This window comes from Chitinilyticum litopenaei DSM 21440, from assembly GCF_000428145.1.
Taxonomy (GTDB): domain Bacteria; phylum Pseudomonadota; class Gammaproteobacteria; order Burkholderiales; family Chitinibacteraceae; genus Chitinilyticum; species Chitinilyticum litopenaei.
This window is the reverse complement of record NZ_ATZJ01000011.1, coordinates 93,892-113,479: the sequence shown is the minus strand read 5'-3', so window position 1 is coordinate 113,479 and position 19,588 is coordinate 93,892. Positions and strand designations below refer to the sequence as shown.

At 63.8% G+C, this 19,588-nt stretch carries 18 protein-coding genes and 1 tRNA gene; 11 read left to right on the top strand and 8 right to left on the bottom strand.

Annotated features, from left to right (window positions below):
• Positions 1–87, top strand: a tRNA-Leu gene (locus C515_RS0106280).
• A gap of 150 nt (positions 88–237) precedes the next feature.
• Positions 238–1,887, top strand: a complete 1,650-nt coding sequence (locus C515_RS0106275) for a response regulator (RefSeq protein ID WP_158380786.1) — start codon at positions 238–240, stop codon at positions 1,885–1,887.
• Positions 1,888–2,058: 171 nt separating this feature from the next.
• Here C515_RS0106275 and ybaK read toward each other — a convergent pair whose 3' ends face one another.
• Complete coding sequence (gene ybaK / locus C515_RS0106270) at positions 2,059–2,559, bottom strand: Cys-tRNA(Pro) deacylase (RefSeq protein WP_043648408.1); 501 nt, start codon at positions 2,557–2,559, stop codon at positions 2,059–2,061.
• A gap of 85 nt (positions 2,560–2,644) precedes the next feature.
• Between ybaK and C515_RS0106265 the strand changes: the two genes are divergently transcribed.
• Together C515_RS0106265 and C515_RS0106260 are read left to right on the top strand one after the other, a co-directional pair.
• On the top strand, positions 2,645–4,129 hold the full coding sequence (locus tag C515_RS0106265) for a protein adenylyltransferase SelO (RefSeq protein WP_144290367.1): 1,485 nt from the start codon (positions 2,645–2,647) through the stop codon (positions 4,127–4,129).
• A gap of 94 nt (positions 4,130–4,223) precedes the next feature.
• Positions 4,224–5,696: an inorganic phosphate transporter gene (locus C515_RS0106260; RefSeq protein WP_028454840.1), complete on the top strand. Its 1,473-nt coding sequence runs from the start codon at positions 4,224–4,226 to the stop codon at positions 5,694–5,696.
• 412 nt (positions 5,697–6,108) lie between these two features.
• Here C515_RS0106260 and C515_RS0106255 read toward each other — a convergent pair whose 3' ends face one another.
• The 4 genes from C515_RS0106255 to C515_RS0106240 form a co-directional block, all read right to left on the bottom strand.
• Positions 6,109–7,458, bottom strand: coding sequence for an ATP-binding protein (locus tag C515_RS0106255; protein WP_211233996.1), 1,350 nt, complete (start codon positions 7,456–7,458; stop codon positions 6,109–6,111).
• A complete protein-coding gene (locus C515_RS0106250) occupies positions 7,455–8,138 on the bottom strand; it encodes a response regulator transcription factor (protein ID WP_028454838.1) in 684 nt (227 codons plus the stop codon). Before C515_RS0106250 ends, C515_RS0106255 begins: the two co-directional genes overlap by 4 nt.
• Positions 8,139–8,166: 28 nt before the next feature.
• On the bottom strand, positions 8,167–8,406 hold the full coding sequence (locus C515_RS0106245; RefSeq protein ID WP_028454837.1) for a PepSY domain-containing protein: 240 nt from the start codon (positions 8,404–8,406) through the stop codon (positions 8,167–8,169).
• Between the two features lie 188 nt (positions 8,407–8,594).
• Positions 8,595–9,356 carry a ferritin-like domain-containing protein gene (locus C515_RS0106240; protein WP_211233997.1) on the bottom strand — a complete coding sequence of 254 codons (762 nt, stop codon included), beginning with the start codon at positions 9,354–9,356 and terminating at the stop codon, positions 8,595–8,597.
• A 198-nt stretch (positions 9,357–9,554) separates the two neighbouring features.
• On the opposite strand from C515_RS0106240, the gene C515_RS0106235 reads away from it, so the two are divergent.
• Entirely contained in the window at positions 9,555–9,845 is a 291-nt protein-coding gene (locus C515_RS0106235) for a helix-turn-helix domain-containing protein (RefSeq protein WP_028454835.1), read from the top strand.
• Here the strand turns inward: C515_RS0106235 and C515_RS0106230 are convergent.
• Positions 9,835–10,698 (bottom strand): radical SAM protein, encoded by an 864-nt coding sequence (locus C515_RS0106230; protein ID WP_043648361.1) that lies wholly within the window; start codon positions 10,696–10,698, stop codon positions 9,835–9,837. The two genes, C515_RS0106235 and C515_RS0106230, sit on opposite strands and share 11 nt — an antisense overlap.
• A complete protein-coding gene (locus tag C515_RS0106225) occupies positions 10,695–11,141 on the bottom strand; it encodes a universal stress protein (RefSeq protein WP_028454833.1) in 447 nt (148 codons plus the stop codon). The genes C515_RS0106230 and C515_RS0106225 overlap by 4 nt, the downstream gene beginning before the upstream one ends.
• 98 nt (positions 11,142–11,239) lie before the next feature.
• Between C515_RS0106225 and C515_RS0106220 the strand changes: the two genes are divergently transcribed.
• From C515_RS0106220 to mltA, 6 genes are all read left to right on the top strand, one after another.
• Positions 11,240–11,683, top strand: a complete 444-nt coding sequence (locus C515_RS0106220; protein ID WP_028454832.1) for an acyl-CoA thioesterase — start codon at positions 11,240–11,242, stop codon at positions 11,681–11,683.
• Between the two features lie 10 nt (positions 11,684–11,693).
• The gene (locus tag C515_RS0106215) at positions 11,694–12,104 is read left to right on the top strand and encodes a TerB family tellurite resistance protein (RefSeq protein WP_028454831.1); all 411 of its coding nucleotides are present in this window, start codon (positions 11,694–11,696) and stop codon (positions 12,102–12,104) included.
• Positions 12,105–12,209: 105 nt separating this feature from the next.
• Positions 12,210–13,997, top strand: a complete 1,788-nt coding sequence (locus C515_RS0106210) for a methyl-accepting chemotaxis protein (RefSeq protein ID WP_028454830.1) — start codon at positions 12,210–12,212, stop codon at positions 13,995–13,997.
• 111 nt (positions 13,998–14,108) lie between these two features.
• Entirely contained in the window at positions 14,109–16,379 is a 2,271-nt protein-coding gene (locus C515_RS0106205; protein WP_028454829.1) for an NADP-dependent malic enzyme, read from the top strand.
• A 2-nt stretch (positions 16,380–16,381) separates the two neighbouring features.
• Positions 16,382–16,654 (top strand): PhaM family polyhydroxyalkanoate granule multifunctional regulatory protein, encoded by a 273-nt coding sequence (locus C515_RS0106200; RefSeq protein WP_028454828.1) that lies wholly within the window; start codon positions 16,382–16,384, stop codon positions 16,652–16,654.
• A 2-nt stretch (positions 16,655–16,656) separates the two neighbouring features.
• The gene (gene mltA, locus C515_RS19835) at positions 16,657–17,850 is read left to right on the top strand and encodes a murein transglycosylase A (RefSeq protein WP_043648358.1); all 1,194 of its coding nucleotides are present in this window, start codon (positions 16,657–16,659) and stop codon (positions 17,848–17,850) included.
• A 283-nt stretch (positions 17,851–18,133) separates the two neighbouring features.
• Here mltA and C515_RS0106190 read toward each other — a convergent pair whose 3' ends face one another.
• Positions 18,134–19,432: an HD-GYP domain-containing protein gene (locus C515_RS0106190; RefSeq protein ID WP_028454827.1), complete on the bottom strand. Its 1,299-nt coding sequence runs from the start codon at positions 19,430–19,432 to the stop codon at positions 18,134–18,136.
• Positions 19,433–19,588: the final 156 nt, after the last annotated feature.

Genomic DNA, 19,588 nt, shown 5'->3' with positions numbered 1-19,588 from the left:
GCCCAGGTGGCGGAATTGGTAGACGCACTAGGTTCAGGTCCTAGCGCTCGCAAGGGCGTGGAAGTTCGAGTCTTCTCTTGGGCACCAGATTCCGGCAAAAACCCCGATCGCAAGATCGGGGTTTTTGCGTTTCTGCACGCCATTTCACGACACTTGCCCGTAAAGATCGCAGAAAACCCTTGAGCCAGCCGGGAAATAGCCGATATTTTGATGTATTGGCCCTTACCGGTTGCCATCATGGCGGATGAACTCACGCAAGCCCGTGTCCTTGTTGCTGACGACGCACCTACCGTGCGCCAGTCGGTGCGCATGACGCTGGCCGGCTGCGGCATCAACCGCGTGGATGCGGCCAGCAGCATTGGAGAAACCCGCCGGCGCCTGCACAACGGTGAATACGATGTCGTGCTCTGCGACTACCACTTCGGCGAAGGCATGAACGGGCAGGAATTGCTCGAAGAATTGCGCCATTCGGGCGAGCTGCCGCTGTACACCATCTGGATCATGATCACCGCCGAAGCCTCCTACGAAAAGGTGGTGGCGGTCGCCGAAATCGGCCCCGACGACTACCTGATCAAACCCTTCACCAGCGCGCGGCTCAGCGACCGGCTCGCCCTGGCCTGGGCCAGAAAGCGCTATCTGAAACCCATCTACGACCTGATCAATGCCGACCGGCTCAGCGATGCGATTGCCGAAGGCTACAAACTGCTGCAGCAGGGCAATGCGCAATTTCGCAACGACCTCTTGCGCCTGCTGTCGAACCTGCTGCTTGAAGCCGGCCGGCTGGACGAGGCCAAGCAGATGTTCGAAGCCATCCTGCAGCAGCGCGTGGTGCCCTGGGCCAAACTGGGGCTGGCGCGCACGCTGAACCGCATGGGTCACAAGAACAAGGCCGAGGCCACGCTGCAATCCGCCATCGTCGAGCACGCCCATTATGTCGACGCCTATGAAGCACTGGCGTCGATGTATATGGCCGATGGCAGGCTGGACGAAGCCATGGCCATTTTCGACAAGTGCCTCGCCATCACGCCGAACAATGTCTCGCGCCTGCAGAAGGCCGGGAATCTCGCCAACATGCTGGGCAACTCCGGCAAGGCCAAGCAGTTTCTCGAGCGCGCCGTCACCGTGGGCGGCAACTCGGCCAGCCTGTCCGCCGATACCGTGCTGCAACTGGCGCTGGCGGCGCGGCGCGATCCGGATGGCGGCGGCGAGGCCGACAAATACCTGCGCATGGTGCAGGAACTGACACGCCGCGACGACACGCCGGTCAACCGCGCCATCGGCAATCTGGCCAATGCGCTGTATTCCGGCAAGACCGATGCACTGGCGGCCGTCGCCACCCAGTTCACCCTGCCCGACTTCACGCTGGAACTGGGCGTCAGCTTCATCATGTGCGCAGACCTGCTGTCACCGCCCAGCGTCGAGGGCGAAACACCCAATCCCGCGACCCCGCCCTACTCCTGGCTGGATGGCCTGGCCCGGCGCTTTGTCACCACACGGCACATTTCCGGCATGCTGGAAAGCGCCGCCAACCAGCGCCCGGCCTGGGGCGCCTACATCCAGGAGGTGGGCCAGGAGGTCAGCGAGCTGAACAACCAGGGCGTGAAGCTCTTGCTGGACAACCAGCTGGAAGAAGCACTGCGCCTGTTGATGCCGGCCGCCGAAAGCACGCACAACACGCGGCTGATGCTCTCGGCCACGCACTCGGCGCTGAAATACCTGAAAGCCGGCCATGGCGACGCCGCGGAACGGCGCCACCTGCTGCATCGGGCCGACGAATTCATCGGCCGCCTGCAAGACAGCATCGAAGAAAGCGTGCTGCACAATCTCCGTCGCGATCTGGACGAGCTGCTTGGCGGCAAGAAGCCGGAACCTGCGAAGGGTATATAGCCACAGCCTTTTCCTGGAAAAGGCTGCAGCGCAATACCCAATCAATCTCCTGATCGGCAACCAGGCTCGGCAAACGGTGAACATCACCGTTCCCGCGCGGGCGGGAGCCGCGTCAATGCGCGATGACCGCCTGCGCGGGCATGAGGTGCTGAACCGTCTTGCCAATCAGCATCACGCTTCATGCGGCAAGGCCACCTCGACGGCTTGCGCGCCCAGCACACGGGTCAGGGCCTCGGGGGCCAGGGACACCAGAAAGCCGCGCTTGCCGCCATTGATGTAGATTTTCGGCAAGGCCAGCACGCCGGCCTCGACATACACCGGCATGCGGCGCTTCGTGCCGAAGGGCGAGGTGCCGCCGACCAGATAGCCGGAATGCCGGCTGGCCACCTCCGGGCTGCATGGGGCGATGCTCTTGACCTGCAGCAGCCGCGCCAGCGTCTTGGTCGAGACCTCGCAATCACCGTGCATCAGCACCACCAAGGGCTGCTTGCGCTCGTCTTCCATCACCAGCGTCTTGATGACGCAATGTTCGTCCACCCCCAGCTCGCGCGCCGACACCTCGGTGCCGCCCTTTTCCACGTAATCATAGTGATGCGGCTCGAAGGCCACGCCGGCTGCGCGCAGGGCGCGAATCGCCGTCGTGACCGGATACTTGTCGTGTTTCTCTGTCATGCCCTTTTCCATTCACGACTCGCCTGTTGCGGCAAAGCCGGATAAAATATCCGACTAAAACAGTCAACTTAACGAGCCACTGTCAATGTCACACACGCCGCACATTCTAAGCCACTTGCCGCGCCAGCCGGGCTTCAGCGCCCTCGGCGACGCCTTTTCCGGGCTGGTCGCAGCAACGCCGGTGCCGGCGCCACGCCTGGCAGCCTGGAATGGCTCACTAGCCAGCGAGCTGGGTCTGCATCCAAGCGTCGAGGCGCACGGACCGGAACTGGCCGAACTGCTGGCCGGCAATGTGCCACTGGTCGCCCATCCGCCGCGCGCCTCCGTGTACGCCGGCCACCAGTTTGGCGTCTATGTGCCGCAACTGGGTGACGGTCGCGCCCTGCTGTGTGCCGAATTCAGCGATCCGGCCAGCCGCCCCTGGGAGCTGCAGCTCAAGGGGGCCGGCCCCACGCCCTACTCGCGCCGCGCCGACGGCCGGGCGGTGCTGCGCTCATCCATCCGCGAATACCTGTGCAGCGAAGCCATGCATGCCCTCGGCATCCCGACCACGCGTGCCCTGGCGCTGGTGCATGCGCCGGAACAGCCGGTCTGGCGCGAACGGCGTGAAACGGCGGCCATCGTCAGCCGCGCTGCGCCCAGTTTCCTGCGCTTTGGTCACTTCGAATACTGGTATTACCGCGGCGAAGCCGAGCGCGTGCGTGAACTGGCCGACTGGACCATCGCCCGGCACTTTCCCGAATGCCGCGAGGCGGCGCAGCCTTACCGTGCGCTGCTCTCCGCCATCATCAGCCGCAGCGCCGGGCTGGTGGCCGGCTGGCAGGCGGTCGGTTTCTGCCACGGCGTACTCAACAGCGACAACATGTCGGTGCTGGGGCTGACGCTGGACTATGGCCCCTTCGGCTTTCTCGACGGTTTTGACGCGGGCCACATCTGCAATCATTCCGATGAGCGCGGCCGCTACGCCTACGACCAGCAGCCGCGCATCGTGCTGTGGAACCTGTACTGCCTGGGCCAGGCCTTCATGGCACTGCTTTGCCGTGAAGACATCCTGGCTGCGCTGGACGAATTCCAGCCGGCCTTCGAGCGCGCCATGGGTCAGCGGCTTGCCGCCAAGCTGGGCTTGCGCGACTGGCAGGATGACGACTGGACGCTCTATGACGACCTGCAGGGCCTGCTGGCCGCCGGACGCAGCGACTGGACCATTTTCTGGCGCAGCCTGAGCCATGCGGCCGATCAGCCGGAGCTGCCGGCAGCGCTGCGTGACCAGCTCCTCGACCGGGCCGGCTTTGCCGGCTGGCATGCGCGTTACCGGGCGCGCCTGGCGGCCGACCCGCAAGCGCCAGCCGAGCGCAAGGCCGCCATGCTGGCCGCCAACCCGGCCTATGTGCTGCGCAATCATCTGGCCGAGCAGGCCATCCGCCTGGCCGAGGACGAGCAGGATTACCGCGAGATCGCCCGCCTGCAGGCCTGCCTGGCCGAACCGTTTGTCGAGCGCAGCGAATTCGCCAGCTATGCCGCCTTGCCGCCTGACTGGGCCAGGACACTGGCTGTCAGTTGCTCTTCGTAACAGGAGAAGCACGCGCAAACCCCGACTGCGTCAAGTTGGCGGGCAACAAATCTGCAATAATCGCGCCCGTCATCATTCCTGCAATGAGCCCATCATGCTCGACCTGTTCAGCGGCCTTGGCACTGGCGTTGCCATCAGCCTCGCACTGGCGCTGTTTTTCGTACTGGCCTTTGAATTCATCAACGGTTTTCATGACACGGCCAACGCCGTCGCCACCGTGATCTACACCAAGGCCATGCCGCCGCAACTGGCGGTGTTTGCCTCCGGGGTCTTCAATTTCATCGGCGTGATGGCCGGTGGCCTCGGCGTGGCCTACGCCATCGTGCACCTATTGCCGGTGGACCTGCTGCTCAATGTCTCATCCAGCCATGGCCTCGTCATGGTGTTTGCATTGCTGGCCTCGGCCATCATCTGGAATCTGGGCACCTGGTATTTCGGCCTGCCGGCCTCAAGCTCGCACACGCTGATCGGCTCCATCCTTGGTGTCGGCATCGCCAATGCGCTGATGACGGGCACGGAACTGAGCAAGGGCGTGAACATGCAAAAGGCGATCGACATCATGCTGGCCCTGCTGATTTCGCCGCTGATCGGCTTCGCCGTGGCCGGCATGCTGCTGCTGGTGCTGAAAAAGTACCGCAGCGCCTCGCGCATGCACATGACCCCGGAAGAGCGCAAGGCCACCGACGGCAAGAAGCACCCGCCGTTCTGGACGCGGCTGATGCTGATCATCTCCTCGATGGGCGTGAGCTTTGCCCACGGCATGAATGACGGCCAGAAAGGCATCGGCCTGTTGATGCTCGTACTGATCGGCCTGGCGCCGGCCAAATTCGTCGTCGACATGAACAGCACCACCTACAAGATCGAACGCACGCGCGACGCCGCCCAGCACATGAGCGACTTCTACATCAGCAACGAGGCGCGCCTGAGCCAGCACATCAAGCTGGGCCACGGCAATGGCGGCATCGAGATGCCGGCCATCTTCAAATGCGACACCGCGCAGACGGTGCCGACCATCGAAGCCCTGACCGCCAAGCTCAAGGGCGTCAAGAATTATGGCGAGCTGGCCGCCGAAGACCGCCGCCAGGTGCGCCGCATGCTGCTGTGCATTGACGACGCCGCCAAGAAGGTCACCAAGCTGCCGGGCATCACTCCGCAGGAGAAGGACGACCTCAACAAGCTGCGCAAGGATCTGAACGCCACCACCGAATACGCCCCGCAATGGGTGATCGTCGCCGTGGCGCTGGCGCTGGGCCTGGGTACCATGGTGGGCTGGAAGCGCATCGTACTGACTGTGGGCGAAAAGATCGGCAACAAGGGCATGACCTATGCGCAGGGCCTGTCCGCGCAAATCACCGCCACCGCCGCCATCGGCATCGCCAGCGTGACCGGCATGCCGGTATCGACCACCCACGTGCTGTCTTCCGCCGTGGCCGGCACCATGGTCGCCAACAAAAGCGGCCTGCAGGGCGGCACGGTGCGCAGCATCCTGCTGGCCTGGGCGCTGACGCTGCCGATCACCATCGCCCTGTCGGGCGGCCTGTTCTGGCTGGCAAGCCAGCTGGGCTGAACCGGATAGTTCCATCAGCCGCAGACCCAACAAGAAACGCCGCAATCGCGGCGTTTCTTGTTGGGGGGGCGCAAACCATCGAACGATGCGGTAAACCTGATTGCTCCGGCCATCGGCAGTTTGCATTCCGGCAGGAGCGAGCTTGCTCGCAAAGCGCGGCTGATCGCGAGCAAGCTCGCTCCTGCGACTGAAAACAGCAAAGGGCCCAATCAATCGGACATCATCACGCATACACCAAAGCGTATCTGGCTACAGCCCATTCTTCTGTTTGGCTGCAGCCACATACCCGACAAGGCAAGCAGCCTGACACGCTCCGGGCCGGATTTGGCCGCACCGGGTTGCCGTGCGTGTCTGCCTCGTCGCGGCTTGCCAGACCTGCGTGGCAAAGCCGGTGATGTGAGTAATACGGCGCTCAGGCAGACAGACTGGACAGCGGCAGGCTGATGCGCACACCGGCGCCGCCCAGCTCACCCTGCTCCAGCACGATGCGCCCGCCGTAGGCGGCGACGATGTCGGCCACCACCGCGAGGCCGATGCCCTGGCCGGGCACCTGCTCGTCGGCGCGCACGCCGCGCAGCAAGGGCGTGTGCAGGTCGGCAAACCCCGGCCCGTCATCGCTGATCACCAGCAGCAGCTCGCGCTCGCCGACGATGTCGGCACGGATCAGCACCCGGCTGCGCGCCCATTTGGCGGCATTGTCGAGCAGATTGCCGCACAGCTCGAAGGCATCGCCCTCGTCCAGCGGCCAGCTCAGCGCCTGCGGACAGATGATCTCGAACTGCAGCGCGCGCTCGACATGCACCCGCGCCAGGGCAGCCTGGACGCGTTCGATCACCGGGCGCAGCGGCAAGGCGCTGGCCAGCGGCTGGCTGCCGCGGGCAGCGGCGCGGGCCAGCTGGTGCTGGACAATGTGATCCATGCGCGCGACCTGCTCGCCGACGCGCTGGCGGAAATCCGGCTCGGCGGCAGCATTGCGCATCACGGCCAGCGGGGTTTTCAGGCTGTGCGCCAGATCGCCCAGTGCGTCGCGGTAGCGCTGCTGGCGGGCGCGCTCCTGCTCGACGAGCGCATTCAGCCGCCGGGTCAGCACGGCCAGCTCGGCTGGATAGTCGCCGGTCAGCCGCTCCTGCTGGCCGGATTCGATCCGGGCCAGCTCGGCGACCAGCTGGCGCAGCGGCGCCAACCCCCAGCGCAGCAACAGACTTTGCGCCAGCAGCAGCACCAGCGCTGCGCCGCCCAGCCAGAACCACAGGCTGCGCCGGAAATCGTCGACCTGGCGCTGGAACAGCGCCGCATCCTCGAACACGGCAAATTGCAGCTGGCGCGCCTGGCCGCCAATGGTCCAGCGCACCTGATACGCCGCGAGCTGATAAGCCCGGCCTTGCGCCGCAACGGTGTCGAAACGCCAGTCGCCAGTGGGCTGGGTGGCGAGCACGGGCAGCGCCCGCCCCAGGGCGGACGGCGAACGCCAGCGCACGCCGCCGGCATCGGCAATCGTGGCATACAGGCCGGAATCCGGCAGCGCGAACAGCGGTTCGGCCAGGGTGGCGGGCAGTTGCAGCCGCCCCTGGCCATCAAGCTCGGCGGCCGCCATCAGCAGGTAGATTTCGCTTTGCAGGCGGGCATAACGGCTGGCCTGCAGCTGGTCGGCATAGCGCGCCTGCAGCGCCAGACCGGCAAAAAACAGGAAGGCGAGCAAGACGGCCAGCGCGCCCCATTGCAGGCGGCGGCTGATCGACCAGGTACGGGCAAGGTGCATCATGTCTGGACGTCAGCCAGGGCAAAGCGGTAGCCGCGTCCGCGCAGGGTTTCGATCGGCTGCAGGCTGCCGTCGGGGTCGAGCTTGCGCCGCAGCCGCCCGATCAGCACTTCCAGCACATTGCTGTCCCGGTCTTCGTCATGCGGATAGAGGTAGTCGGCGAGTTCCTGCTTGCTGACCACGCGCTGGCGCTGCTGGATCAGCATTTCCAGCAAGCGGTATTCGTAAGCGGTGAGTTCGACCGTGGCGCCATTCAGGCGCACGGCTTGCCTGGCGAAGTCGATCTGCAGCGGGCCCAGTTGCAGCTCTGTGGAGGTCGCCTTCAGCGCCCGGCGCAGCAGCGCCATCACGCGCGCGGCAAGCTCGGGGTATTCAAAGGGTTTGGTCAGGTAATCGTCGGCACCGGCTTCCAGGCCGGCCACCTTGTCCTGCCAGCTGCTGCGGGCGGTCAGCACGAGAATGGGAACGGCATTGTGCGCGGCGCGCAGGCGCTGGATCAGCGTCGCACCGTTAAGCCTCGGCAAGCCCAGATCGACGATCAGCAAGTCGAAGGGATACTCGCTGGCCTGATACAGGCCATCCTCGCCGTCGGCGGCCGTATCAACCCGGTAGCCGTCGGCGGTCAGCTGGCGCGCCAGCGACTCGCGCAGCGGCGCTTCATCTTCGACCAGCAGCAGGCGCATGGCTTCAGCCTCCGTTTCCGACCGGCTCTTAGCGCGCCGCGCCGGTGGCTTCGTCGACAAAGACCGCGCGGACATCGCCCTGGCTGGTCACGATCTTCACGCGCCAGACCGGCTTGTTGCCCTCGAGCACCTTGTCCACCGACAGCACGCGACCGCCGCCGCTGCTTTTCAGCGCAATCGCCGCCGCATCATCCTTGCTGACCGCAGCCAGCGCCACGGCACTGACCAGCGCCAGCATCACGACCATCATCTTGCCCAGCTTGCCCATTTTTCTCTCCTCTTGCCCGCAGGCATCAGCGCCAGCGCATCCGGCAGACCCGCACACCGCGCACTTGACGGGACCAGTATGCCCCGCCAACTCTGAATCATTGCTGAATGACGTCGTCATTCACATACCCAGCAACCCATAAAGCCACAACCAATCAAATACAAAGGCTACAAGCACATACCCCAATATCAGACCTGCAGACTTTCCAGCAGCAGCAGTTCATCCCTGCTGAAACCGGCCGCCTCGCGCGCCGGGTAATTCAGGGCACCACGAGCCAGTGTCGCATCATACTCGCGCAGCAGCGCGATGAAGGTCGCCGTCGGCTCCAGGCCGCGCTGCGCGCAACACCAGTGGTACCAGCGATTGCCGATGCGTACATGCCCGATCTCGTCGCGCAGGATGATGTCAAGGATGGCGCAGGCCGCCGTATCACCGACCGCGGCCAGCTTGTCCTGGATGCCCGGCGTGGCATCCAGGCCGCGCGCTTCCATGACGCGCGGCACCAACGCCATGCGCGCCAGCACATCATGATCGGTGCGCACCGCCATGTCCCACAAGCCGTTGTGCGCGGGAAAATCCCCATAGTCAAAGCCCAGCGTGCGCAAATGGTCGCGCAACAGCACGAAATGCCCGGCCTCTTCCTGTGCGACTTGCAGCCAGTCGCGGTAGTAATCGGCTGGCATGGCAGAAAAACGGCAGATGGCATCCAGCGCCAGATTGATGGCGTTGAACTCGATATGGGCAATCGCGTGCAGCAGCGCCGCACGACCGGCCGGCGAGTGTACCGAACGCCGCGCCAGCTGGCTGACCGGCACCAGTTCGGGCCGCGCCGGGCGACCGGGGATGTCGATGCGCGGCACGGTCTGCCAGGCCTTGTCGTCATCCCCCCTCGCCTCACCGGCGCGCAAGGCGGCGACCCGCGCCAGTTTGGCCGCGAGATCGGCCTCCATCAATGCGGCCAGCGCCGTCTCTTGCAAGTGCATCGCAACAACCTCAAGCATCCGTCAAGTGTGCGGACGGTGAATAATTACAACGGCATCGCGGCAATAGTGCCGGGAGCCGGATGGCATATCGCCCTAACATGGTTCCACCTGATTTTGCAGCAACGCAGCCGGCAGCGCGCCGGCAAACGGCCAAGGAGAACCGCCATGTCCATGGACAAACCCACACTCGACCCACGCAGCATTCGCAAGCAGCTGGGCCTGAACCAGCAGGAATTCTGGAGTCGCATCGGCGTCACGCAAAGCGGCGGCTCACGTTATGAAAGCGGCCGCGCCATGCCCAAGCCGGTGCAGGAGCTGCTGCGCGTCGTGCACATCGAGGGCATCGATCTCGCCAGCATCACGCGTGCCGACATCACCCTGCTCGACCACCTGCGCGCGCGGGAGCCGGCACTTTACCAGCAGTTGCAAGACCAGGCCCGCGCCATCAAGGGCTAAGGCGCACGACCAGCCCGGCCGCGACCATCCTTGCGGCCAGCGCTTCCATCCAGGCCACGGGGGCGGCGCTCAGACGCGGCGCCTCGGGCTGCATGGAAGGCCGCGCCAGGCCATACAGCAGCACCCCGGCCAGCGCCACACCCTGACGGCGGGCTTCACCCAGAAAGTCCAGATAGGCAGCCAGCTCGGCCTCATCCGGCAATGCGCCATCCAGCGCAAACATGCAGGTTTGCAGCCAGGTCGGGCACAGGCTGGCGCTGATCGCCAACCGGCGCGCCACCCCCTCGCACTGCAGGCTGACCTGGTTGACCGTGCTGAAGCCATCAGCCGGCGCGCGATCGAGCTTGAACCACACTTCGCCCCCCAGTTGCGCCAGCGTGCGCAAGCCCTGCTGCACCTCGGGCCTGTGCATCAGGCTGCCGTTGCTGATCAGCACGACGCCGATCTTGCCGGCCAGACCGAATTCCGCGAGCACCGTGCCGACCAGCGCCACGACCTCGGCAAACTGGTGACTGCTTGTCGGCTCGCCATTGCCGGAAAAGGCAATATCCTTCAGCTGGCGCAAGCCTTCGGGCACGCGCTGCACCATGAAGTCGCCGTGCAGGATGTCGTGCAGCATGGCGCTCAATTCCGCACGCAACTGTGCGAGATCCAGCACCGGCGCACTGCCACGCGTCAGCCCGGGCACCTGGCAGTACAGGCAGCGCCAGTTGCAGGCATCGTTGGGATTGAGATTGATGCCGACCGATACCCCGCCCGCCCGGCGCGAGACCACCGGATAGACATAAGTAAAACCGGCGCTGTCGCGCCGGTGATCGGTTAGCTGCAGTGTTTGCAAGGGGATGGCCGTCATTCGGGATTGCGCACCAGCAAGACGGGAACGGGAGCCTGGCGCACAACGCCTTCGGCCACGCAGCCCAGCAACATGTGCGTCAGCCCGCCATAGCCGTGCGTGCCCATCACGATCAGATCGGCCTGCCAGCGGACGGCTTCCTCGATCAGGGCATGCGACAGATTGCCGCCCCAGACTTCGAGCAGAACGGTTTCGGTGGCGATGCCGGCCTCCTGCAGTCCGGCGGCCAGCTCCGCCAGCAGCTTGCGCCCGCTTTCCTGCAGGCTTTCCTGCAGGCGCGGCACATCCATGAATTCATTGGCGCTCCAGGCAAACTGGGCCATGTCCACCACATGCACCAGGCGTACGGTGGCGTGCTGCTCCGGAGCCAGCCGCAGGGCTTCGCGCAGTGCACAGCGACAGGTCGCGCTGTGATCAACCGGCAGGAGAATGCGTTGGTACATGATGCGCCTCGCGTAATCTGATTAATCTGCTTACAAGTCTAGCAAAGCCGTTCCGAATGCGGTATCAATACCTGCCTGCAATTTTACCCCACCCGCCCATGCCCCGCCTGCGTCTGGACATCCCTGATTTTCCGCTATTCACCACCGAGCTGGAGGTGCGGGTCACCGACCTCAACTACGGCAAGCATCTGGGCAACCAGGCTCTGCTGGGCCTTCTGCATGAAGCGCGGCTGCGCTGGTTGCGCGAGCGCGGCTTTGCCGACGAGCTGGATGTGGGCGGCTGCGGGCTGATCATGGCCGATGTGGCGATCAGTTTCAGCCAGGAAGCGTTTCTGGGCGAGCGCTTGCGTGTCGAGCTGCGTCGCGGCGAATGCACGCGCAGTGGTTTCGATCTTTACTATCTGGTTACGAAGGTGCACGATAGGCAAAGCGTTGCCCAGGCAAAAACCTTCCTGGCTTGCTTTGATTACCAAACACGGCGGGTATGCGCGATTCCGGCGGAATTGCAGCAGGCACTGCAAACAGAAGATTCAAAGATATAGCGAGCGCAGCATGAAAAAATACCCATTCAACAGCCCGGAAGCGATGGCGCGTCTGCTGGTCATGCAAATGATTTGCGACGGCAATTTCGATCCGGAAGAAATTGATCGCATCGAACACCTGCATGTGTATGAAATGCTCGGCATTTCCCGCAAGGGTTTCATCCAGGTATTGCAGGAATATTGCAATGACCTGTCGGACGAAGCCGATGATGAAGGCCAGATTCACCTGATTGACAAGGATCGCATCGACGATCTGCTCGATACCGTCGACGAGCCGCGCAAGCGCTTGCTGGTCGCCGCGCTGGCGCTCGATATCGCCAAGGCCGACCGCGTTTTCAAGGAAGCCGAACTGCTGGTATTGCGCCGGATGCTGGAGCGCTGGCATCTCACGCTGGAAGACCTGCAAGCCGCCTTCAATTAATCGACCATTCGTCCATTCAAAAAGCAGCGCTCCTTGCGGAGTACGCTGCTTTTTTATGCAGTACCCGATAAAAATAAGTAAAAACTGATATCGCTGGAGATCATCATGTCCTGGTTTCTGGACGTACACGCCACGCTGGAACGGATGTTCTTTCCAACACTGGCCCGCAAATATGCCTTCATTGCCCTGCTGGCCCTCTTCCCGGCCGCCGTTTACCTGCTCCTGTTGAGCGCGGAAAACGAGCTTGCCGCGCTGCTGGCAGACAGTGGCCAGCGCGCGGCAGCGCTGGCGTTGATGGTGACGCTGCAGCGCTGGACCATTGTCCTGACGCTGCTGGCCTTGCTGCTGAGCGTCATCCAGGTCCTTTATCTGCACTTCTGGATCACCCGCCCCGTGCGCCGCATCACGGCCGTCTACAACGAGGCCGCCACCGGTGAAGGCGACCTGTCGCACAATCTGCCGGTACTTACCTGTGATGAAATCAGCCAGCTGGCCGCATCGTGCAACCGCTTCATGGGCAAGCAGCGCGAAATCATCGCCGGCGTGCAGGGCATGACAATCGGCATCGCGCTGGATGCGGCACGCTCGATGAAAAACGTCAAGGATTCGTCGGCAGCGGCCAAGCAGCAGGATGAACTGGCGCAAATCGTCGTGGATTCAAGCGAAAACACCACGCGCGGCATTCAGCATGTCTCGCAGCGCACCGGCGACATTTCCGGAACCACGCAGCACAATCTGGAATTGGCGCGCAGCTCCTACACCGAGCTGCAGGACGTCACCCACCGCATTCATGCCATCACCGGGAAAATCGCCAGCTTCAACCAGACCGTCGATGGACTGAACCAGCGCTCGGCCAGCATCAAGAACATCGTCGACCTGATCAAGGAAATTTCCGGCCAGACCAATCTGCTGGCGCTCAACGCGGCCATCGAGGCCGCGCGGGCCGGCGAACAGGGCCGGGGCTTTGCCGTGGTGGCCGACGAGGTACGCAAGCTCGCCGAGAAGGTCGGCGTCGCTACCGACGACATTTCGCACAATATCGACAGCATGCTGGCCCAGGTGGCCGAAACGCTGCAGGAAACCGTGCTGATCACCCAGGACGCCAATCTGACCCGCGATGTCGTGGAAAAAGCTTCCGGCCAGTTTGCGCGGATGATGAGCGACTTTGAAAACACCAGCTCGGCGCTGAGCGGCATCGCCCAGACGCTGGAAGAATTCACCGAGGCCAATGCGCTCGTCAACGGCAATGTCGCGGAGATTCACAAACTCTCGCTGACCGTGAACGAACTGATGGGCAAATCGGCCACCGCCGCACAGGATCTTGCCCTTGCAGCAGAAAAAGTGCAGGGTATGGTCGGCAAATACAAGGTGGGCGAAGGCGAGCTGGATGCTACCCTTACCCGTATGGAAGGTTTCCGTGATCGCGTGGCAGCGAGGCTTGGCGACATGCTGGCGCGGGGCATCGATATTTTCGACCAGAATTACCAGCGCGTGCCCGGCACCGATCCGGTGAAATACCAGACCGGCTATTGCGATGCCTTTGTGCGCGAACTGCAGCCGCTGTACGACGAGCTCGCCAAGGCTACAGCGGGCGGCAAGTTTTCGCTGGCCGTGGATGTGAACGGCTATGGCGCCACGCACAACAGCTGGTATTCCAAGCCACCAACCGGCGATCGCAGCATCGATCTGATCAATAGCCGCGACCGGCGCCTGTTCAACGATCCGGCGGGACTGCGCGCCGCGCAGAACACCGCGCGCTTCCTCCTGCAAACCTATGCCCGCGACACCGGGGAAATCATGACCGAAATCGACATGCCCGTGCATGTGAACGGCCGGCATTGGGGCAATCTGCGCCTGGGCTTTGACGCAACCGATTTCCTGCTCCGGAAATAAGGCTTGCCAAAGCCTGAGTAGGCCTCTGGCACAGCCAGCCAGCACTTGCGTGATGCTGCATTGCAAAATAAGCTGAACAGAGCGCAGCACACACCCAAACAGGATTCCCGCATGGACGAGCAACTCCGCGAAAAAGCCCTTGAATATCACCGCCTGCCCAAACCCGGCAAGATTCAGGTCATGCCCACCAAGGGGCTGGCCAGCCAGCGCGACTTGGCGCTGGCCTACTCGCCCGGTGTCGCCGCCGCCTGCGAAGCCATCGTCGCCGACCCCAACGAGGCACGCAACCTCACCGCACGCGGCAATCTGGTCGCCGTCGTCACCAATGGCACCGCCGTGCTGGGCCTGGGCGACATCGGCCCGCTGGCCGGCAAACCGGTCATGGAAGGCAAGGGGGTGCTGTTCAAGAAATTCGCCGGCATCGACGTCTTCGACATCGAGCTGGAAGAAAAAGACCCGGACAAGCTGGTCGACATCATTGCCGCGATGGAGCCGACCTTTGGCGGCATCAATCTGGAAGACATCAAGGCGCCGGAATGCTTCTATGTCGAGCAGAAGCTGCGCGAACGCATGAACATCCCGGTTTTCCACGATGACCAGCATGGCACCGCCATCATCGTCGGCGCCGCCGTCATCAATGCGCTCAAGCTGATCGGCAAGGACATCGGCCGCGTGCGGCTTGTCGCCTCGGGAGCCGGCGCGGCCGCCATCGCCTGTCTGGACCTGCTGGTGTCGCTCGGCGTGGATCGCGCCAATGTGCTGGTCTGCGACTCCAAGGGCGTGATCCACAGCGGTCGCGAAAATCTCGATGTGACCAAGCAGCGCTATGCGCGCGACACACCGCACCGCACGCTGGCGGACGCCATTGCCGGCGCCGACATTTTCCTCGGTCTCTCGGGCAAGGGACTGGTCGATGCCACCATGGTGAAATCGATGGCCGAGCGCCCGCTGATCATGGCGCTGGCCAATCCCGACCCGGAAATCACCCCGCCGGAAGCGCGCGCCGCACGTCCGGACGCCATCATCTGTACCGGCCGCTCGGACTTTCCGAACCAGGTCAACAATGTGCTGTGCTTTCCCTACATGTTTCGCGGCGCGCTGGATGTGGGCGCGACGACGATCACCGAGTCGATGAAGCACGCCGCCGTGCATGCCATTGCCGAGCTGGCCCACGCTGAATTGTCCGACGTGGTGGCCGATGCCTATTCCGGCCAGAATCTGACCTTCGGGCCCGATTACCTGATTCCCAAGCCTTTCGATCCGCGGCTCATCATCAAGATCGCTCCGGCAGTCGCCAGGGCGGCGATGGAGGCCGGTGTCGCCAGCCGCCCGATTGCCAACTTTGCGGCTTATGTCGAAGAAATCACCCAGTTTGTCTACAAGACCAATTTCTTCATGCGCCCGGTCTTCCAGGCCGCCCGCGGCAACCGCAAACGCGTGGTGTTCTGCGAGGGCGAGGATGAGCGTGTCCTGCATGCGGTGCAGGAAATCGTTGATCTGGGCCTGTGCCACCCCATCCTGATCGGCCGCCCGAGCGTCATGCAGCGGCGCATCGAAAAACTGGGCCTGCGCCTGCGGCTGAATGAAGATGCCGAGGTCTGCAATCCGGAAAACGACCCGCGTTACCGGGAATACTGGACGCTGTATCACGGCATCATGGCGCGCCGTGGCGTGACCGAGGAGCTGGCGCGCGCCGAAGTGCGGCGCAAGACCACGCTGATCGGTGCGCTGATGGTGCGCCGCAACGAGGCCGATGCGATGATCTGCGGCACCTACGGCCAATACCAGCGCCATCACTGGTATGTGAACAACGTCATCGGGCTGAAAGCCGGCGTGCACACTTCGGCGGCGATGAACGCGCTGGTGCTGCACAGCGGCAATATCTTCATCACCGACACCTATGTGAATCAGGACCCGAGCGCGCAGGAGCTGGCCGAAATCACCCTGCTGGCCGCCGACACGGTGCGCAAGTTCGGCATCCAGCCCAAGGTGGCGCTGTTGTCGCACTCGAGTTTTGGCAGCGTAGACAGCCCCTCGGCGCGCAAGATGCAGCAAACCCTGGCGCTGGTGCGCGAGGCCGCACCCGATCTGGAAATCGACGGCGAAATGCACGGCGATGCGGCGCTGTCGGCGGCGATCCGCCAGCAGGTCTTCCCGGGCTCGACGCTGAAGGGCGAAGCCAACCTGCTGGTCATGCCGAATCTGGATGCGGCCAATATTTCCTTCAATCTGCTGAAAATGACCAGCGGTGACGGCGTGACCATCGGCCCCATCCTGCTGGGGCTGGCCGCACCCGTGCACATCCTTACCCCCACGGCCTCGGTGCGCCGTATTGTCAACATGGCGGCGCTCGCCGCCGTCGAAGCGGCAAAGGACAAATGACCATGAGCGATTACAACCCGCAAGATCCGTTCGGCCTCTTGAACCAGTTCAGCCAGTTCATGAAAACCGGCGCCACGCCGAATCCCTTCATGCCCCCCTTGTCGGAAGAGGAAATCGACCGCAAGATTCTGGAATGCCGCACCATCGAACAGTGGCTGACCATGCAGGTCAGCATGCTGCAGATGACGGTCAAGACACTGGAACTGCAAAAGGCGGGTTTGGCCGCCTTCAAACAGGGCCTGGAACCCAAAGCCGACCCGGACAACACGATTTGACGATGAAATCCCTCCCCTGCCTTGCAACGGCCGCCCTGGCGGCCGTTTTGCTTGCTGCCTGCCAGAGCCCCGGCCTTCCTGCCGGCCAACCGGCGGACACGCCCGCCATCGCCAGCCAGCCCGCCGCTGCCAGCGCGCCCGCTACCGTTCGCTATCGCCCGGCCCGGCTCAGCGAACTGCCCGGCTGGCAGGCGCACAGCCTGCGCCCGGGCTTTGCCGCCTGGCGCAAGGGTTGCACGCAACTGGTGCGCCGCCAGCCAGCCTGGCAGTCCACCTGCACAGCAGCCCGTCAGCTTGCCGACGATGAAGCCAGCGTGCGGCAGTTCATCGAGACATACCTGAGTGCCTATCAGCTGGAAAGCCATACTGGTGAAGACTCAGGGCTGATTACCGGTTATTTCGAGCCGGTCTATCCCGGCAGCGTCTCACGTACCGCCCGTGCTGCCGTGCCGGTCTACGGTGTGCCGGACGACCTGTTGAGCATTGCACTCGATGGTCTGTATCCCGAGCTGAAAGGCAAGCGGCTGCGCGGGCGCGTGCAGGGTCGACAGGTGGTGCCGTATGCGGATAGCGCCACAATTCGCCGCCAAGGCCTGAATGCACCAGTGCTGGCCTGGCTGGAATCGCCACTGGATCTGCAGTTGCTGCAGGTGCAGGGCTCGGGGCGCGTGCGCCTGCCGGATGGCGGCGAATTGCGCCTCGGTTACGCCGACCAGAACGGCCACCCCTACGCCCCCATCGGACGCTGGCTGATCCGCAACGGTGAAGTGCCCGCCGGCGAGATGAGCATGCAGCGCATTCGCACATGGGCCGCGGCCAACCCCCAGCGCATTGATGAGTTGCTGGACAGCAACCCGAGTTTTGTCTTCTTCCGCACGCTGCCGGCCAGCCAGGACGGCCCGCCGGGCGCACTGGGCGTACCGCTGACCGCGCAATACAGCATCGCCATTGATCCGAATGCCATTCCGCTGGGCAGCCCGGTGTATCTCGGCACCACCCGCCCGGATGACGGCCAGCCACTGCAAAGGCTGGTGGCCGCGCAGGATACCGGCGGCGCGATTCGCGGGGCGGTGCGGGCCGATTTTTACTGGGGCACGGGAGACGCGGCCGGCGAACTGGCCGGGCGCATGCAGCAGCCTGGCGCGCTGTGGCTGCTCTGGCCCAGGGACCAACCCTTGCCTGGCCAAGGGGATTGAGCCCTCAGCTTGTTGCTGTTCCGGAAATGCGCTTTTGTCAGGACAGCCAATGTCTGTGCAGCAGCACAACGGTTGAAGCAAAAAGTGCGCACGACGGCCTGCTGCATCGGCTTGCTCCCGAGACAGTGCAGACGATAACCGGCAGGGACTTGCTGTGGGTGCCTTATGGCGTGGCCACTGGAGGCTGCCTGCGGGCTGCACTGTGCAAAGCAGGATCAGGGCATAATCACCAGAAGGTATATGGCTGCAGCCCTTCCTTAAAAATGGCTACAGCCACATACCCTCAAGCAGCCTGCGCCGGACGCACCGCAAGCAGATCCAGCAGCGGCTGCAGCAGGATCTGCTGATCGGGCGACAGGCTCACGCACAGCGTCGCCATGCGCCGGCCCAGATCCCGCAAGCGCCAGTCGATTTCATCGAGGATTGCCGCCAGCTCCTGCTCCAGCAGACCCGGCGTCGGATCGCCCTGCAGCAACTGCTCGCTTTCCACCTGATCCAGCCCGGTGCTGGAAAAGGCGCGCTGGATATGCTGAAACTGCAGGCTGATGCCGGCGAGCAACTGCCGGCCATCGGGCTGCAAGGGCAGCGCTTCGCAGCGCTGCAGCTCGACGACGATCTGCCCCACCCGCAACAACAAGCCATGCATGGCCGGCAGCAGCAAATCCTGTCCGGGCCAGGCACCAGCCGCCTGGGGTTGAGCACGCACTTCGCTGGCGATAAGGCCGACCAAGGCCGGATCGTATTCACCACCGATCATGCGCAATGCCAGACCGATGCGGTAAAGCGGCCAGCGCTGCTCGTGGCAGAGGGTGACCAGCAGATTGCTGACCGCAAGCAGCCGTCCCAGCGGCGAGATGCCGCCGCCACGCAGGCCGCGCGGATAACCGCTGCCATTGCAGCGCTCGTGATGCTCTTCAATGGCGCGCGCCACGGCATCGGGAAATTCGCCGGTGTCGCGCACGACCCGGGCGCCAATCAGCGGATGCACCAGCACATGCCGCCACTCCTCGGGGCTCAACTGCCGGTCGGCCGCGAGCAGAGCCGGATCGATATACAGCTCGCCCGCATCATGAAACAGGCCCGCCAGACCGGCCTGATCCAGCACGGCAGACTCCCAGCCGAGGCGCTGCGCCAGCTCGATGGCCACGGCAGCATTGAGGGTGGCGTGCGCGAGCGCTTGCCGGCCATGCTGCAACAGCAAGGCCAGCTGCAGGCGACTGCCCTGGCCATGCAGGCCGGCGGCGAGCCGATCCAGCGCGGCCAGGGCCCCCGGCCCCAGCAGGGTCTGCAAGACTGCCGATTGCGCGGCCTGCTCAGCAGCCAGCACCGACAGGGCGGGCAGCTGCAGATCGCTCACCGCCAGCGTGCGCTCCAGCGGCTTGCGCAGCTTGTGCCGCAGCAGACGCTCCTGCATGCCAGCCCCCAGTCGCGCGCCTTTGCCGACGAGCTTGACGCCCTGGGCGCTGAAGATGTCTTCACTGGCTTCAACACCGCTGTGCCCGGCCAGCGCCATCACCCGCTGCAGCATGTGCGGATTGGCGGCGAATTCGGTGGTAGCGGTCAGCGTGGCGCTCTGGTTCATGATGCTTGCCGCGAACGGAATACCGGAAGCATAGACAAGCGGCCTGAAAAATTAAGCAAACAGACATAATGCAAGCAGAAAAACGGACACAATGCTGTCAAAAATCCAAAGCAATCAGCAGATTCCGTCGATGTTGACCTGTATTCGCAGCGGCGT

Bases quoted from the DNA above. Each gene is read 5' to 3' on its own strand.
- C515_RS0106230 (WP_043648361.1), bottom strand. From the start codon at position 10,698: ATGACGGCCATCCCCTTGCAAACACTGCAGCTAACCGATCACCGGCGC.
- C515_RS0106210 (WP_028454830.1), top strand. From the start codon at position 12,210: ATGTCCTGGTTTCTGGACGTACACGCCACGCTGGAACGGATGTTCTTT.
- C515_RS0106205 (WP_028454829.1), top strand. From the start codon at position 14,109: ATGGACGAGCAACTCCGCGAAAAAGCCCTTGAATATCACCGCCTGCCC.
- C515_RS0106240 (WP_211233997.1), bottom strand. From the start codon at position 9,356: ATGGAGGCCGATCTCGCGGCCAAACTGGCGCGGGTCGCCGCCTTGCGC.
- mltA (WP_043648358.1), top strand. From the start codon at position 16,657: ATGAAATCCCTCCCCTGCCTTGCAACGGCCGCCCTGGCGGCCGTTTTG.
- C515_RS0106255 (WP_211233996.1), bottom strand. From the start codon at position 7,458: ATGATGCACCTTGCCCGTACCTGGTCGATCAGCCGCCGCCTGCAATGG.
- C515_RS0106215 (WP_028454831.1), top strand. From the start codon at position 11,694: ATGAAAAAATACCCATTCAACAGCCCGGAAGCGATGGCGCGTCTGCTG.
- C515_RS0106265 (WP_144290367.1), top strand. From the start codon at position 2,645: ATGTCACACACGCCGCACATTCTAAGCCACTTGCCGCGCCAGCCGGGC.
- C515_RS0106250 (WP_028454838.1), bottom strand. From the start codon at position 8,138: ATGCGCCTGCTGCTGGTCGAAGATGAAGCGCCGCTGCGCGAGTCGCTG.
- C515_RS0106235 (WP_028454835.1), top strand. From the start codon at position 9,555: ATGTCCATGGACAAACCCACACTCGACCCACGCAGCATTCGCAAGCAG.
- ybaK (WP_043648408.1), bottom strand. From the start codon at position 2,559: ATGACAGAGAAACACGACAAGTATCCGGTCACGACGGCGATTCGCGCC.
- C515_RS0106200 (WP_028454828.1), top strand. From the start codon at position 16,382: ATGAGCGATTACAACCCGCAAGATCCGTTCGGCCTCTTGAACCAGTTC.
- C515_RS0106260 (WP_028454840.1), top strand. From the start codon at position 4,224: ATGCTCGACCTGTTCAGCGGCCTTGGCACTGGCGTTGCCATCAGCCTC.
- C515_RS0106225 (WP_028454833.1), bottom strand. From the start codon at position 11,141: ATGTACCAACGCATTCTCCTGCCGGTTGATCACAGCGCGACCTGTCGC.
- C515_RS0106275 (WP_158380786.1), top strand. From the start codon at position 238: ATGGCGGATGAACTCACGCAAGCCCGTGTCCTTGTTGCTGACGACGCA.
- C515_RS0106245 (WP_028454837.1), bottom strand. From the start codon at position 8,406: ATGGGCAAGCTGGGCAAGATGATGGTCGTGATGCTGGCGCTGGTCAGT.
- C515_RS0106190 (WP_028454827.1), bottom strand. From the start codon at position 19,432: ATGAACCAGAGCGCCACGCTGACCGCTACCACCGAATTCGCCGCCAAT.
- C515_RS0106220 (WP_028454832.1), top strand. From the start codon at position 11,240: ATGCCCCGCCTGCGTCTGGACATCCCTGATTTTCCGCTATTCACCACC.